The sequence below is a fragment of the Spiroplasma endosymbiont of Glossina fuscipes fuscipes genome, from assembly GCF_049669535.1.
In the GTDB taxonomy this organism is placed as follows: Bacteria; Bacillota_I; Bacilli_A; order Mycoplasmatales; family Mycoplasmataceae; genus Spiroplasma.
Genome location: NZ_CP187162.1, coordinates 1080589 through 1094850 on the forward strand (window position 1 = coordinate 1080589; position 14262 = coordinate 1094850).

The 14262-nt window shown below is 24.8% G+C and carries 20 protein-coding genes, 1 pseudogene and 1 riboswitch; of the genes and pseudogenes, 5 read left to right on the forward strand and 16 right to left on the reverse strand.

Going from position 1 to position 14262, the window contains the following annotated elements; all coding sequences use genetic code 4:
• The first annotated feature begins 31 nt into the window (after nt 1–31).
• Nucleotides 32–307, forward strand: a complete 276-nt coding sequence (locus ACOBWH_RS06400; protein ID WP_424526188.1) for a transposase — start codon at nt 32–34, stop codon at nt 305–307.
• A 41-nt stretch (nt 308–348) separates the two neighbouring features.
• The gene (locus ACOBWH_RS06405; protein WP_424527433.1) at nt 349–1140 is read left to right on the forward strand and encodes an IS3 family transposase; all 792 of its coding nucleotides are present in this window, start codon (nt 349–351) and stop codon (nt 1138–1140) included.
• Nucleotides 1141–1253: 113 nt separating this feature from the next.
• Here the strand turns inward: ACOBWH_RS06405 and ACOBWH_RS06410 are convergent, their stop codons facing one another.
• The 4 genes from ACOBWH_RS06410 to ACOBWH_RS06425 all read right to left on the reverse strand — a co-directional run bounded on the left by ACOBWH_RS06410 (nt 1254) and on the right by ACOBWH_RS06425 (nt 5194).
• The gene (locus tag ACOBWH_RS06410) at nt 1254–1577 is read right to left on the reverse strand and encodes an OB-fold nucleic acid binding domain-containing protein (protein WP_070406993.1); all 324 of its coding nucleotides are present in this window, start codon (nt 1575–1577) and stop codon (nt 1254–1256) included.
• A gap of 134 nt (nt 1578–1711) precedes the next feature.
• Nucleotides 1712–3160: an APC family permease gene (locus ACOBWH_RS06415; protein ID WP_424526189.1), complete on the reverse strand. Its 1449-nt coding sequence runs from the start codon at nt 3158–3160 to the stop codon at nt 1712–1714.
• A 2-nt stretch (nt 3161–3162) separates the two neighbouring features.
• On the reverse strand, nt 3163–4224 hold the full coding sequence (locus ACOBWH_RS06420; protein ID WP_424526190.1) for an alpha/beta hydrolase: 1062 nt from the start codon (nt 4222–4224) through the stop codon (nt 3163–3165).
• Nucleotides 4225–4354: 130 nt separating this feature from the next.
• Nucleotides 4355–5194 carry a Cof-type HAD-IIB family hydrolase gene (locus ACOBWH_RS06425; RefSeq protein WP_424526191.1) on the reverse strand — a complete coding sequence of 280 codons (840 nt, stop codon included), beginning with the start codon at nt 5192–5194 and terminating at the stop codon, nt 4355–4357.
• Nucleotides 5195–5376: 182 nt separating this feature from the next.
• Nucleotides 5377–5565, forward strand: a riboswitch (cobalamin riboswitch).
• Between the two features lie 138 nt (nt 5566–5703).
• Between ACOBWH_RS06425 and ACOBWH_RS06430 the strand changes: the two genes are divergently transcribed.
• The 3 genes and pseudogenes from ACOBWH_RS06430 (at nt 5704) to ACOBWH_RS06440 (ending at nt 7643) form a co-directional block, all read left to right on the forward strand.
• Nucleotides 5704–6189: a hypothetical protein gene (locus tag ACOBWH_RS06430; RefSeq protein ID WP_424526192.1), complete on the forward strand. Its 486-nt coding sequence runs from the start codon at nt 5704–5706 to the stop codon at nt 6187–6189.
• A 22-nt stretch (nt 6190–6211) separates the two neighbouring features.
• Nucleotides 6212–6457 (forward strand): hypothetical protein, encoded by a 246-nt coding sequence (locus tag ACOBWH_RS06435; protein WP_424526193.1) that lies wholly within the window; start codon nt 6212–6214, stop codon nt 6455–6457.
• A gap of 77 nt (nt 6458–6534) precedes the next feature.
• Nucleotides 6535–7643, forward strand: a pseudogene (locus ACOBWH_RS06440) (IS3 family transposase).
• Here the strand turns inward: ACOBWH_RS06440 and ACOBWH_RS06445 are convergent.
• From ACOBWH_RS06445 to ACOBWH_RS06500, 12 genes are all read right to left on the reverse strand, one after another.
• On the reverse strand, nt 7636–8394 hold the full coding sequence (locus tag ACOBWH_RS06445; protein WP_424526194.1) for a hypothetical protein: 759 nt from the start codon (nt 8392–8394) through the stop codon (nt 7636–7638). The pseudogene ACOBWH_RS06440 and the gene ACOBWH_RS06445 sit on opposite strands and share 8 nt — an antisense overlap.
• Before the next feature lie 16 nt (nt 8395–8410).
• The gene (locus tag ACOBWH_RS06450; protein ID WP_424526195.1) at nt 8411–8635 is read right to left on the reverse strand and encodes a hypothetical protein; all 225 of its coding nucleotides are present in this window, start codon (nt 8633–8635) and stop codon (nt 8411–8413) included.
• Between the two features lie 6 nt (nt 8636–8641).
• On the reverse strand, nt 8642–8932 hold the full coding sequence (locus ACOBWH_RS06455; RefSeq protein ID WP_424526196.1) for a hypothetical protein: 291 nt from the start codon (nt 8930–8932) through the stop codon (nt 8642–8644).
• Between the two features lie 2 nt (nt 8933–8934).
• Nucleotides 8935–9942 (reverse strand): hypothetical protein, encoded by a 1008-nt coding sequence (locus ACOBWH_RS06460; RefSeq protein WP_424526197.1) that lies wholly within the window; start codon nt 9940–9942, stop codon nt 8935–8937.
• Nucleotides 9943–10319: 377 nt separating this feature from the next.
• Nucleotides 10320–10526: a hypothetical protein gene (locus tag ACOBWH_RS06465; RefSeq protein WP_101519332.1), complete on the reverse strand. Its 207-nt coding sequence runs from the start codon at nt 10524–10526 to the stop codon at nt 10320–10322.
• Nucleotides 10527–10615: 89 nt separating this feature from the next.
• Complete coding sequence (locus ACOBWH_RS06470) at nt 10616–10789, reverse strand: hypothetical protein (RefSeq protein ID WP_424526198.1); 174 nt, start codon at nt 10787–10789, stop codon at nt 10616–10618.
• A 1-nt stretch (nt 10790) separates the two neighbouring features.
• Nucleotides 10791–10979 carry a hypothetical protein gene (locus tag ACOBWH_RS06475; protein WP_424526199.1) on the reverse strand — a complete coding sequence of 63 codons (189 nt, stop codon included), beginning with the start codon at nt 10977–10979 and terminating at the stop codon, nt 10791–10793.
• On the reverse strand, nt 10972–11148 hold the full coding sequence (locus ACOBWH_RS06480; protein WP_424526200.1) for a hypothetical protein: 177 nt from the start codon (nt 11146–11148) through the stop codon (nt 10972–10974). The genes ACOBWH_RS06475 and ACOBWH_RS06480 overlap by 8 nt, the downstream gene beginning before the upstream one ends.
• Before the next feature lie 3 nt (nt 11149–11151).
• Entirely contained in the window at nt 11152–11373 is a 222-nt protein-coding gene (locus ACOBWH_RS06485; protein WP_424526201.1) for a hypothetical protein, read from the reverse strand.
• A gap of 125 nt (nt 11374–11498) precedes the next feature.
• Complete coding sequence (locus ACOBWH_RS06490; protein ID WP_424526202.1) at nt 11499–11846, reverse strand: hypothetical protein; 348 nt, start codon at nt 11844–11846, stop codon at nt 11499–11501.
• Nucleotides 11847–12261: 415 nt separating this feature from the next.
• Entirely contained in the window at nt 12262–13182 is a 921-nt protein-coding gene (locus tag ACOBWH_RS06495) for a rolling circle replication-associated protein (protein ID WP_424526203.1), read from the reverse strand.
• Nucleotides 13183–13335: 153 nt separating this feature from the next.
• On the reverse strand, nt 13336–14094 hold the full coding sequence (locus ACOBWH_RS06500; protein WP_424526204.1) for a rolling circle replication-associated protein: 759 nt from the start codon (nt 14092–14094) through the stop codon (nt 13336–13338).
• Between the last annotated feature and the right edge of the window lie 168 nt (nt 14095–14262).

Here is a 14262-nt window from a genome sequence, read left to right on the forward strand (position 1 = left end):
TATAATTAAGTTACAATGGAGGTGTAATTATATGGCAAAGAATCATTATACCGATGAATTTAAACAACAAATTGTTGGTCTTTATAAATCAGGCAAAACATCTGGTCAATTATCTAATGACTATCAAATTGGTAAATCCACTGTTTGAAAATGAGTGCATGAATTTAACAATTCAGGATCATTTAAAGCTAAAGACAATCGCTCTGTTGAAGAAAATGAACTTATTCAGTTGCGAAAAGAAAACAAACAATTACGAATGGAAAATGATATTTTAAAGCAAGCAGCACTGATAATAGGCAAAAAATAGTAACTATAAAAAATAACAAAGAAAAGTATAAAATTACTAATTTATGTAAAACACTAAAAGTTGCTAGATCAACATTTTATTATCAATTAAAATCAAATAAACTTAGTCAAGCCCAACATATTGATAATACTATTATCAGTATTTTCTTAAAAAGTAGAAAAAACTATGGTACAAGAAAAATTAAAGTTATGTTAGCACAACAAAATATTATATTGTCACGAATAAAAATTAGTCAAATAATGCAAAAATATAATTTAATTTCAAATTATACAAAAATTAAATATAAACATCATAATAACAAAGATATCACTTACAAATATAATAATTTGTTAAATCAAGATTTTGATAATTATAAATTACATGAAGTTGTTGTCAGTGATTTAACTTATGTTTGAATTAATAATCAATGATATTATGTATGTTTATTGATTGATTTGTTTAATCGTGAAATTATTAGCTATGATGTTAGTTCTCATAAAGATGCAAAATTAGTTGAAAGTACTTTTAACAAACTTAATTTTTCTTTAAAAAATATTAAAATATTTCATACTGACCAAGGAAGTGAATTTAACAATAGTACTATTTATAAACTTTTGACTAAGAACAATGTACAAAAATCTTATAGTAAACCTGGATATCCTTATGACAATGCAGTAGCTGAATCTACTTATAAAATTTTAAAAACTGAATTAGTCAAAAATAAAAAATTTAAAAGTATTGAAGAATTTAAATTAGAATTATTTGATTATGTTAATTGATATAATAATACTCGTATTCATAGCAAATTAAATTATTTATCACCAATCCAATATAAAAATCTTTACTCTATATAAAATTTGTCCAAAAAACCCTTGCCATTCCAATTAGAAAAACGTCCATATTTATAGACGTTTTTCTAATATTAGGAGGTACCTAATTTTTTATTTTATTTTAGAAAAAACAAGCATTAATTAGTGAATGAAAACTCACGTACACTATAACGCATTTTTCCAGTAAAATCATTAAGATTTTTTCGATAAGTAATGATCACTGATTTAAAATTATCTAAATCAAATTCAGCATTAAATCTTTCTGCTAAATCATTTCACACTACACATTGCACTTCTTCACCATTATCTAAAACTCAAAATTCACATAAATCTCTTGTTTGGCCGTCTTTACTAGTTACTGTTTTTAAAGTAGGTTGTTTATCTGCTAATAAAAACTTTTCATCATTAATAATATCATCAGATCTTTTGGCAAATTTTTGATTCGGTCTATTATTATACACTTTTACGGTCCTCCTTTCTCTTATTCAAATGAATACTTAAAATCATACCTTACATTTTAATTGAAAAAAAGAAAGATTTATTATATTGTCATATGAACAAAACCATTATATCATTAAAATAATTTTAAAAAAAATTATTTTGAAAAAGGTTCATCTTTTTCTATTAAATTATCCTTTATTCGCTTCTGTGAACGCTCTTTTTTAGCATTTCACTTTGTTGCCAACCATTTTTTCAAATAATAGAAGTGATAACCACTAAGCATTATTCCAAACACAATAAAACAATTTCATAATTCTCACATATTTGCAGTTACCGTTGCATAATAATACATCGCTAAAATTGAACCAATAAAAGTGATTGTACATGAACTTAATGCTAGAATAACTAAAATAATGAAAACTGGTTTGGGATAAAGTGGTTGATAATTAACATCTTTCTGTCGTAAATATATCAAACTAATCATGGTAATAAACTTTAAGACACTAACAGCAATAATAAAATAATTTGTTACATTGAGCAGTGATGTTCATAAAATATAAATAATTGCTAACCCTACTAAAAATAGGATTGCTAAATATGGCATATTAGTTCGTTTAGTTGTTTTTTGAAAAAATGCAAAAAAATCCTTTTCTTCACTCATTTTAAAAATTAATCGTGAATGATACACTAAAAATGAATTTAGTGATCCCACAAAAATAAAAATTGCTAAAACTGAAAATACATATTTTAAAAATGATGGAATGGTGCGATTAGTAATAATCGCATAATATCATACATTATTAAACTTGCCAGTTGGTCCTAACCATTTTTGTGGTTCATTAATCGTTAAAAGTCCAATTGCTAAAATAATATATAGTAATACAATGGCAATTGTCGAAATAATCATTGCTCATGGAATGTTTTTACGAGGATTAATGACTTCGCCACTAACATATGTAATCGCTTCCATCCCAGAATAAGCAAACATTGTCATTGCTGTTGCTGGTAATAATAAAAATGATGAAAGATAAATTTGACTTAAATTTTTATTAATCGTATCATCTGTAAAACTAGCAGTATTACCATAAACCATTGCAATAACTAAGACCAAAACAATTGGCAACCCTTTCAATAAAACAAAAACAATTTGTGAATAACCACTACTCTTTTTAAGAAAAATCTGCATAATAACTAATACCAATAAAATTATAATCCCAAACAATTTACCATATCATTCGTTATCTAACTTTAGTAGTGTAATTAAAATATCACCTAGCGCTAAACAAGCAGTTGCAACAGCGGTGGCACTAACAAATAATACCATAATTCACCCAAACCAAAATGAACAAGCATTTCATTTTGCACGTTTAATTCAATAATAACTTGTACCATTTTCGGGGTACGAAGTGGCTCCTTCGGACAGTAATAACATTTCTGGTAAAACCAATAAACCTCCTAAAATTCAAGCAATAATAATTAAGATAGGATTGAATTGTGCTTGAAAAGCAACTTGACCAAACGACACTAAAATAGAAGAACCTAGTGTCGCTGAAATTGCTAACGCTAAAATCTGTCAAAACCCATATTTTTTCTGTAATTTCATCCTTATTTCCTTTCTTGTTGTGCTAAAAATGCTTTAATAGCTGTAATATAGGTTTGATGTCCCTTTGAAATTGCTTCAACATGGTTAATATTTAATAATGATACTAATTGACTTTGGCCAGCTAGCTCAAACTTTGCTTTATGAGCAAAAAATTCTTTACTCATAAAGTAAGGAACAAAATCATCATGATCACCATGAATAATTAACATTGGAAAATCTTTTAACCGGTTGGTATGCTTTAATAAATTGTATTTTCGTAAATTAATGCCAATTTCTTTGTTAAATTTCTTTGTTAACCCAAAACTAGTTAACCATCATGGATGTTGATAACGATATTGCATTACATACCGAAATTGGACTAATAAATTACTAAAACCACAATCACTAACTGCTCAATGCACTAGTGAATTTTGATAACCTTCATCAATTAAATATTTTGTCAAGCAAGCAGCTCCCATACTATTTCCAATTAATCCAATTTCTTCAACACAATAATTATCTTGAAGTCATTGAATAACATCACTTAAATTTTGCGCATTTAAATAACCAAGCCCAGTATAATCTCCAGGACTTAAACCGTGTGCAACACTATCAAAAGTTAAAACATTATAACCTTGTTGGTAAAAATGAAATACTTGTCGTAACCCTAAATATTTATTTTCTGTTCAACCATGCAACCCAATTACTCATTTTTTTGCATTAGGGTGCTGTAAATAAAGGGCACTAATTGGAGCTTGATGGCGATTTAAAATCGTCATCGTTTGCATTGCTGCTTCTTCTTTTTTACTAAAAACAAAATTAAATTGATCTAATTTTTTTGCAATAACATCCTGGTGATATACTTCAAAACTATTAAAATCAAAAGTTGTTGTTTCAATTGTCATTAACCCTTTTCGTTGATAAGTTTGGGTAAATGTAAAAAAATTTTTAACATATTTTTTTGATAAAAAATTAACTAACGGAAATAATACTATCACACATAAAATGCGTCATCAATTTCAACAAAATTTATGATAACCATCATTTAATGTTTGCTTACTCGGCGTTTTTTCAATTACTTTCATTTTTTCTTTCCCTTTTTAATATTCTTACTTTAACAAAACTTTTGCTAAAAAACAATTTAAAATGCTATTTTTGTGTAAAAAAGTTAGCAAAATGAAATTTATTGCTAACTTTAAGACTTTTTAATTATTATTACCCAAAAACTACTGTTTCAATTACTTTTGCAATCCCATCATGGTCATTATCATCAGTTACTAAATTAGCAATTGCTTTGACATCATCGGGCGCATTCCCCATTGCCACCCCAATTCCCGCTCACTGTAACATAGCAACATCATTATGTTCATTCCCAAAAGCCATGACATTCTTTGCTGTTAATCGATATTTTTGACAAATTTGTGCAATACCACTTGCTTTATTAATATTACGACTAGTAATTTCTAACGCTGAACGATCACCGCGGATTTCTTGCGAAATTTCAATTTTATCCTTTCATTTTGCAACAAAACGATTAATATCGGAAGTATAACTACTAATATAGATTTTATTAACATTAACCTTAAAATTATTCGTATATAAACATGCTGTTACTTCATCTTGAACTTCAGTAAAAGATGATAAATAATGTTTGGTCATTTTATCTTCAAAACCCTTACAATGTAACAACATTTTATTAAACGAAGAATGATCAGCATCAAACATAATTAAGGTGTCTAAATCAAATGCCAAGACATCAGCATAAAGTTCTCGTAATAATTGTTGATCAAAATAATCACAAAATAAAATTTCTTCAGTGGCATTATTTGCCACAACCGAGCCATTTAAACTAACAGTAAAATCATTCTTATCCGTTAATCCTAAATTTGTGACAATATGCTTTGTCTGATATAATGGCCGCCCAGTCGCAATTACTAATTTAATATCCTTTGCCGCTAGTCCTTGCAAAACTTCTAACGTATGTGGTGACATCTCACCAGTTGAATTTAAAGCTGTTCCATCTAAATCAACAGCAATTAACTTAATTTCTGTCATAATCAATATTCTCCTATATATAATAATTTTAATCTATTTTCTAGTACTTGTAAAAGATATTGCTAAAATTACAATAATTATCGCTTAGTTTTAACCTTGTTGATAGGAATAAATAAAAAAGTAATCTTGAAACCCTTTCCGAGTTAAAATTTTTGGTTTATAATTAAACCGTAAAGCATCACGCTTTCATTTGAATTAGCGGTAAACACTTAAAAATGTTTTGAAAAGGGAATTGAGTTAATATGCTCAAGCTGTCCCAGCAACTGTAATGATGATGAACATTGTATTTACTCACTGAAAAAATTTTTTGGGAAGAAACAATTAGTAAAATGATTCTAAGCCAGTAGACCTGCCGTTAACTCTTGGTAAAATAAATATCCCTGGGATTGTGATATTTGTGAGTAAATAATTTATTATCGTTAAATAATGGTTTACCTCTCATAAATATAATAATTTTTTCCTCAAGAATGGGTTTTTATTATCACTATTTTTGAAAGGAATTATTAAAAATGAAAAATTTTTCATGAAAAAAATATTTACGTTATCTTCCCTTAGCCTTAATTCTTTTAGTTGCCATTGTTTTAAACCTTTATTATATTCCAAAATACTACCAAGAACGACACAAAAATAATTACCAAGGTACTTATACAGTAACTGTTCTTGGTCAAAAAGAAGATTTTAGTCTTTATTTTACAAAAGGTTTAAATGTTCAACATGTTGCTAGCCTTGCTGATGTCTTAATAAACTACCCCAATGATTTTGGATTATCTTCTGGCACAATCGGCACCTTTGTTAAACGAGTTGGTCAAATTGAATTAAATCCTAACGTAAAGTATTTTGACATTCAAAGTGGTGATAATAATCAACCAAGTCCCGAACATATTCATAAGGATTGTCATGGCCCAAACAATTCTTGTAGTGTTGGGATTGACTTGCTGTGATTAACACCAAATACTGACAATGTCTTTCGTTTTGTTATTAGCAACGTAATTTAACCTTAGAAACGAGTGATGAAATATGAAAAAAAATAAGAAAGAAGATATTTGACCTTCAACTTTAAAAATAACCTTAAAAATGACCGTCATTGCTCTTTTTAGTGGTTTAGCTTTAGGGCTAAAAATTGCGTTTGCTTTTTTACCAAACATTGAATTTGTTACCTTTATTTTAATGTTTAGTATTATTTTCTTCAGAATTGAAGTTGGTTTTGGCATTATTAATGTCTTTTGTGCTTTAAATATGGTTTATTTTGGGGTGGCTGGATAGGTTACAATAACTTGGGCCATATTTATGTAGACTGTAAAAAAATAAGCTAAAATTATTAGGAAAGCAGGAATATAAAAATGGCAAAAAACCAGTACACCGATGAATTCAAGAAACAAATCATAATGTTATATAAAAATGGTAAAAGTAATATTGAAATTGTTAACGAATATAAAATTTCAAAGGCAGTTCTTTATCAATGAGTAAAAAAATTTGAGAATTCTGGTTCTTTTAAAGCAAAAGATAACAGAACACCAGAAGAAAATGAGTTAATTGAACTAAGAAAACGAAATAAGCAACTAGAAATGGAAAATGATATTTTAAAGCAAGCAGCACTGATAATAGGCAAAAAGTAATATTAATTACTAACAATAAAGACAAATATTCAGTGAGGAAAATGTGTCAAATATTAAAAATAGCAAAATCAAAGTATTATTATCAAATTAATAAGATCACTAAAACTGAAATTAATATTTATGAAAATGAAGTTATCAGTGCATTTAAAGAAAGCTATAAAGTTTATGGTGCTAGAAAAATTAAAATTATTTTAGCAAGAAAGAACATTATTTTATCTCGACAAAAAATTAGAAGAATTATGGCAATAAATAATTTAGTATCAAAATATACTAAATTAAAATATCACAATCATAAATCTCCTGTAAATAATGATCAAATTAGTAATATTCTAAATCGTGAGTTTAGTAATAAAAGACAAAATGAAGTTATTGTGAGCGATTTAACCTATGTTCAAGTTGGTTCAAAATGACATTATATTTGCTTACTAATTGATTTATTTAACCGTGAAGTAATTGGCTATAGCGCTGGAACAAATAAAACTGCTGAACTAGTTCAGCAGGCATTTTATAAAATAACACGACCACTAAATTAAATTAGGTTGTTTCATACAGATCGTGGTAATGAATTTAAAAATAAAATTATTGAAGAAATTTTATTAACATTTAAGATTAAAAGATCATTAAGTGCAAAAGGTTGCCCTTACGATAACGCAGTAGCTGAAACAACCTATAAAGCTTTTAAAACTGAATTTATTAATGGTCGAAAATTTAAAAATTTAGAACAATTAAAGTTGGAACTATTTAATTTCATTAATTGATACAACAATATTCGAATTCATGGTAGTTTGAATTACTTAACTCCAGTTGAATTTAGAAATCAGAAGTCTACATAAAAAGTGTCCTAAAAAGTGTTGCCATTCCAAATATAGTTCTTAAAACATTAGAATAAAAATAATCTAAAATTTGAAATAAATTATCTAATAAATAAAAATTTTGTTTAACATCATTAATATAATAATTACTTTCAGATTTTTTAAGAATATCCATATTAATTATTTTTTTATAATTAAAATTTAAAACTAAATAGTTCATATCAAAATGCCGATAACTTTGATTACCAATAATCGGCATAAACAAATATGGTATTATTTCTCAATTAAAAGTGAATTCATATTTTACATCATTTTTATAAACAAAAATATTTAATAATTTAGTTGACATTTGATAATCTACAATTAATCTACCTACGGAACTCTTAGAACTATTTGCTAAATTTCAACTTAATCTATAATTTCAAGCACTGTTTTTAATTTTATTAAATCAATAATTATCATCATTTTTATCAGCACTCACATTTGAAATAAAAGGAGTTTCAACACCAAAACTAAACGCATAATTACTAGGGTCTAAACCTTGCATAAAATAGTCTTGTCGCAACATTAAACTAGATTGAAAATCATATTCACTCGCTTCTTTATAATTTCAATCTTTAAAAATATCATTACTTTTTAAATTTTCTGAATATAAAAAATTGGAATTAACTTTATTAAAATTATCTAAATTAGATGTTATAAAAACAAAAGGAGATATTAAAGAAAATAATAAAAAAATAACATAAAAATAAATAATAAAAACTTTTTTCATATCTGTATTTCCTTTCTTATCTAACTGCAAATATAACTCTTATAATCATTAACATAATTCCAAAAGCAATAAATAATCTAAAAATAGGATGAGTTGCTATAATAAATAAATGAGCGATTAATTTATAAAAATCATTTGAACTATTAAATCACTGTTTAATTGTCGCCATTGCTGTCTCTGACGCTAAAAAAATATTTGCAACAAATGTTATACCAATAATACTTGCTACGAAAAAAACCATAATAATTTAACCATTATTTTTTCCTTTTTTTGAAAACTCTTTATCTGTTTCATTTATACCAAGTTTTATTTTTCCAATTGCTCCTGCTGCTTGTTTAGTATTTTGAGACATTGTACTTAATTGTGGTGCAGAACCAACCAAACGCATAACAATTCCTAAAATACCCCCTATAATTCAAAGAACATATAAAGGTATATCTGTTGCTGGTAATTTTAAAGTTCACATCCAGTCCATAATTTTCATAAATATATCAATAACAACATTAAAAGCATCATCCCAACTCGTTAATAAATTCATAATTATTTACCTCCTTTTTGTAAATTTTCAACTAATCTTGTTGCTCCCATTTTTTCTAAATCTTCTAAACTATCAAAATTAACATAATCTCAATAAGTCAATGACTTATCTTTAACACTATCATTTTTAACATCTCTAACAAATTGCAAATATTTAGTATCATATTTCATTGCATCTAACAAAGAAATAGAAATTTTAAAATTACGCATACCAATAGAACTTGCATTTTTTAATTTTACTTTTTTACCATTAGCAGAACGCTTAACACTTTCAGATTTTCAAATATCATAATTATCCTTATCATCAAAAATACCAATATGAAACTTAAACTTAGGAAAAAATCAAATAAAATACTTTAATATTCCTTTAAATTGAAAAGGTGGTTTTTTACAACTTAACGGCAACATTAACCCCGTCGCTAATTCTCTATATTCTACTCAACGGTGTTTTTCTCGTTGTCCAATAAATACAACATTAATATTATATTGTCGCATAAGAACTAAACTAGGAATAACACCACTATACTTTTTCATAGCACCATCTTTAACCTCATTAGCAGGAACATATAACGCCATTTCATCTAAAACAACCAAATTACTTTCACTATAAGGTATCGGGTTTTTTAAATTATTATTATCAAACATATCAAAAGTTGCTAATGCGATATCTTCATTTTTAATAGGGTAATTAGAATATTTAGTATCATATTTAGAATTAACTAATAAATGAGTTGCTAATAATGTTTTACCGCTCCCTAAACTGCCAATTACCATTGTTATAGGACTTTGTTTAATAGTTTTAAAAAATGCAAGTTGATTTCGTAAATCTTTAAAAAATAAAAATAATACAAACACACTAAATAAATAAGCAAAAATTAAAAAAACAATATTTAATCAACCTTTAAACATATTAGGTTTAAATATAATTAAACAATTTAAAACAATCATAATTAAAGTAAAAAATCAATTCATTAAATATCAATTTATAATTCATTTTCTAATATTTAACACTTTAAAACACCACCTTACATATTTTAGAAACCATATAAATAACAAATCATATAGTAAAGAAAATAAATAATCATATAACTATCATACAAACATAATATTCAACAGTTTTATCAACCAAACCTAATTTATTTGCTGGAATAAAAAAGCAAACTGATATAAACCTTGATAAACTTTATCTAAAAACTGATTTCAAGTCATTAACTAAACCCCCTAAATATCAATCTAAATATTCAAAAAATAACAGCAATAATAAAAGTTAAAAATAAAATAAAACATATATAGGCTAATGCTGGGGGCATATCTGCACCGAATATAATTTGCATAAATTCAATATAAATTTTACTTTTTAACTTTTTAGAGGTTTAAAATTATTAATATTAATATCCGTGAATTAATTTTCTTAATGTTTCAATTCCAAGCACTAAAAACATTAAAACAATAGGAATAATTAAAATTGCATTTGCACCTAAAAATGTTAAAAATCAAGTCGTAAATTCTTTCGCTCAATTTGCAATAACACCAACTCAGGCCTCAATTGCTTTAATAATTCCGTCTGTTCCGCTATCCATTGCCATTAAATTCATATAGTAATTCCTTTCTAATTAAAAATAATATTTTTTAAACCCCTAAAAAGTTAAAAAGTAATATAAAAATATTACTAATAATTAACTTGTTAAATTTTATTAATAACTTGTTGCTGTTTAATTTGTTCTTTAAGAGACTTAATAATTGCACGATTATTTTGAATTTCTTTGCGATGTTTAAAGGCTATAATATTATCAACAAAATAAAAACCTAAAAGTAAAAACATTGTAATAAAAACCATTACATATAAAAATATAATCATATTATTTAACCTCCTTACTTTTTCTTTTTTCCAATTCAATTTGTAATTTTCTTATTTTCTTTTGTTGTCGTAAAATTATTGAACTTTCTTTTTTTCTAATAACATTTATTATTCCTGCAATAAAGTAAGCACAAATTGGAACCATAATAATTAATAAAATAATTTCAGATAAAATCGCCAAATTAATCACTCTCCATTTCTCTTTTTAACTTTTTAATTTCCAAAGATAATTTTTCGTTTTTTAATTTTTTATTTTCTTTTTGTTCTTTTGATGCAATACACAAAGAAAAAATAATTGAAATAACCAATGAAAATAAAAGCAAGCAAGATAATACAATACTTAAAATTTCTTTATCCATATTTTAATCATTCCTTTCTATACTTAAAAATTTATCTTTTAATTTTTCATTTAAAATCAAAAACTCTTTTTCTGTAAGAATTTGTAAATTAATATTTTCTTTTTTTAATAAATGTTTTAATGCTTTTCTTAACATAAATAATGGTATTTTACTAGGTAAACATTGATGTATAACATTAACTAAATATTCTAATCGTTGTTTATATAATTTAGTTTGTTTTTTCATTGTTTAACCTAGAATAATATTGATTAATTAAAACAACATTTTCATTAACACAGTTTCAGCAATAAGTAGGACCATTTTCTCAAACAGTATCATTAATACAAACCATACATAACTGTTGTTTCATATTAACTATTACTTTCTGATATTGTTGAACTATTAGAATATTTGTTAATAAAATCTTGCTCGCTATTATTTTCTACATATGGTTCAACTGTATTAATTTTTCCATCTCATTTAAGCGAAACATAAAATAAATTACCATCAACTAAATAAGGTTTTAATTTCAAATAATTATCATCAATTACTTTAAATCATTTTGACTTTGATAAATCTTTTGTACCTTTAACAGTACCATTTTCTAACTTAATAACTGGTGTAAATGTATAACTATCTCATTTACTTTCATTACCTTTATCATCCTTAATAATTTTATCAGTTGAAATATCTATCAACTGTACTAGAAATCCATTCATAAGATTTCTCCTTTTTCTTTTAAATAATTTAATTAAATTACTTAAAAGATTTCAGGTTTAAAACTTAAATATAAAAAATGATTAATTAAAAATAATAATACAAAATTAGTGTTTTTTATTTGAATAAGTTTTTATAAATAAAGCATAAAAAAACATTTAATTATATCTAAGTTTCTTAGCGGGAAACCTTTTAAGATTTGAAACTCAAACATAATCAAATGTTTAAGTTAATTTAATAATACAATAAAAATTAAAATTGTCAAATTTTCAGCACAAAAAATAAAGATATTATAAAATATACATCCCCAACTTGTTTTTTTTTTTTTTTTTGTTTTAATTAATTTGTGGCAGTTGTTTTAGCGGGTAACTGCCACTTTTTAATGAGTTTTTAACTCATTTTTTTAATTTTAACACCTTAAATTTTGACTTTTTTAGCAGTAAAATTAGTATTTTTAACTAAATTTTTAAATATTTTTCTATCAACAGAAACATATTTTTTATATTCTCTAAACTTATCTAAACCATAATAACTATCACAACTAAAACCAATTTTATAACTGTTTTCATCGCCAAAAGCAAAATAATTTAAGTTATCTTTAACTGAATAAATTAAATCTTGTTCAGATAACTCAACAACTCCAACCTTTACTCTTGGGTTTTTACAATTTTTACTAAATTGATACGCTTTAATATTTAAATCATAATGATTTTGCGACTTATCATTATTAGCAGTTTTTACAATATATTTAGCAAGATATTTAACAACATCTTCATTAGAACCTGCACGAACTTTAATATTTTTATTAATACCATATTTTCAATATTGTTGTACTACACTATTAGGTATTTTTTGATTCAATATGATATGAAAGTGAACTGCTCCTCGTTTTTGATACTCATAAGTATACATATATTTTAAAATTCCTTTATGATGTTTAGAACGAATAGGATTGTTTCATCAACAATTAATATTATTAAAAAATAACTTTAAATCATTTTTACATTTTTTAACATCTTTCTCATTAACTGCATAAGTTAAAGTCAGAAAACTTAAATTTTTTGAATTTGAAAAATTATGATACGCTTTGCGAATACAATTTCCTTGGGTGCGAATGCGATTATTTCATAGTTTTTTATCATTTTTTCCAGTATTTTTAATTCCCGTTTTATTACGAGGGTTATTATTAATTAATTCTAACGGTAAGACAATATTTTTAACATAATTACCATAAAAGACTTTTTTTAAATAATATTCTTTTTTAACATAATTTAAATCATTCATAATTACATTATGACCTTTATTTGTTAAATTATCTTGAATAAAAACATTATTCATTTTTATAAACTCCTTCCAAATAAAAAAACACTTAATTACATTTAAAAGTTTCTTAGCGGGAAACTATAAAAAGTTTGAAACTTTCAATATAATTAAGTGTTTATATTTGAAAGTTATTTTTATTGTAATATATTATTTTTAATTTTGCAATATCTATTTTAGTGATGTGCAGTTATGATAGTTAATTAAATCTTGTTCAGATAACTCAACAACTCCAACCTTTACTCTTGGGTTTTTACAATTTTTACTAAATTGATACGCTTTAATATTTAAATCATAATGATTTTGCGACTTATCATTATTAGCAGTTTTTACAATATATTTAGCAAGATATTTAACAACATCTTCATTAGAACCTGCACGAACTTTAATATTTTTATTAATACCATATTTTCAATATTGTTGTACTACACTATTAGGTATTTTTTGATTCAATATGATATGAAAGTGAACTGCTCCTCGTTTTTGATACTCATAAGTATACATATATTTTAAAATTCCTTTATGATGTTTAGAACGAATAGGATTGTTTCATCAACAATTAATATTATTAAAAAATAACTTTAAATCATTTTTACATTTTTTAACATCTTTCTCATTAACTGCATAAGTTAAAGTCAGAAAACTTAAATTTTTTGAATTTGAAAAATTATGATACGCTTTGCGAATACAATTTCCTTGGGTGCGAATGCGATTATTTCATAGTTTTTTATCATTTTTTCCAGTATTTTTAATTCCCGTTTTATTACGAGGGTTATTATTAATTAATTCTAACGGTAAGACAATATTTTTAACATAATTACCATAAAAGACTTTTTTTAAATAATATTCTTTTTTAACATAATTTAAATCATTCATAATTACATTATGACCTTTATTTGTTAAATTATCTTGAATAAAAACATTATTCATTTTTATAAACTCCTTCCAAATAAAAAAACACTTAATTACATTTAAAAGTTTCTTAGCGGGAAACTATAAAAAGTTTGAAACTTTCAATATAATTAAGTGTTTATATTTGAAAGTTATTTTTATTGTAATATATTATTTTTAATTTTGCAATATCTATTTTAGTGATGT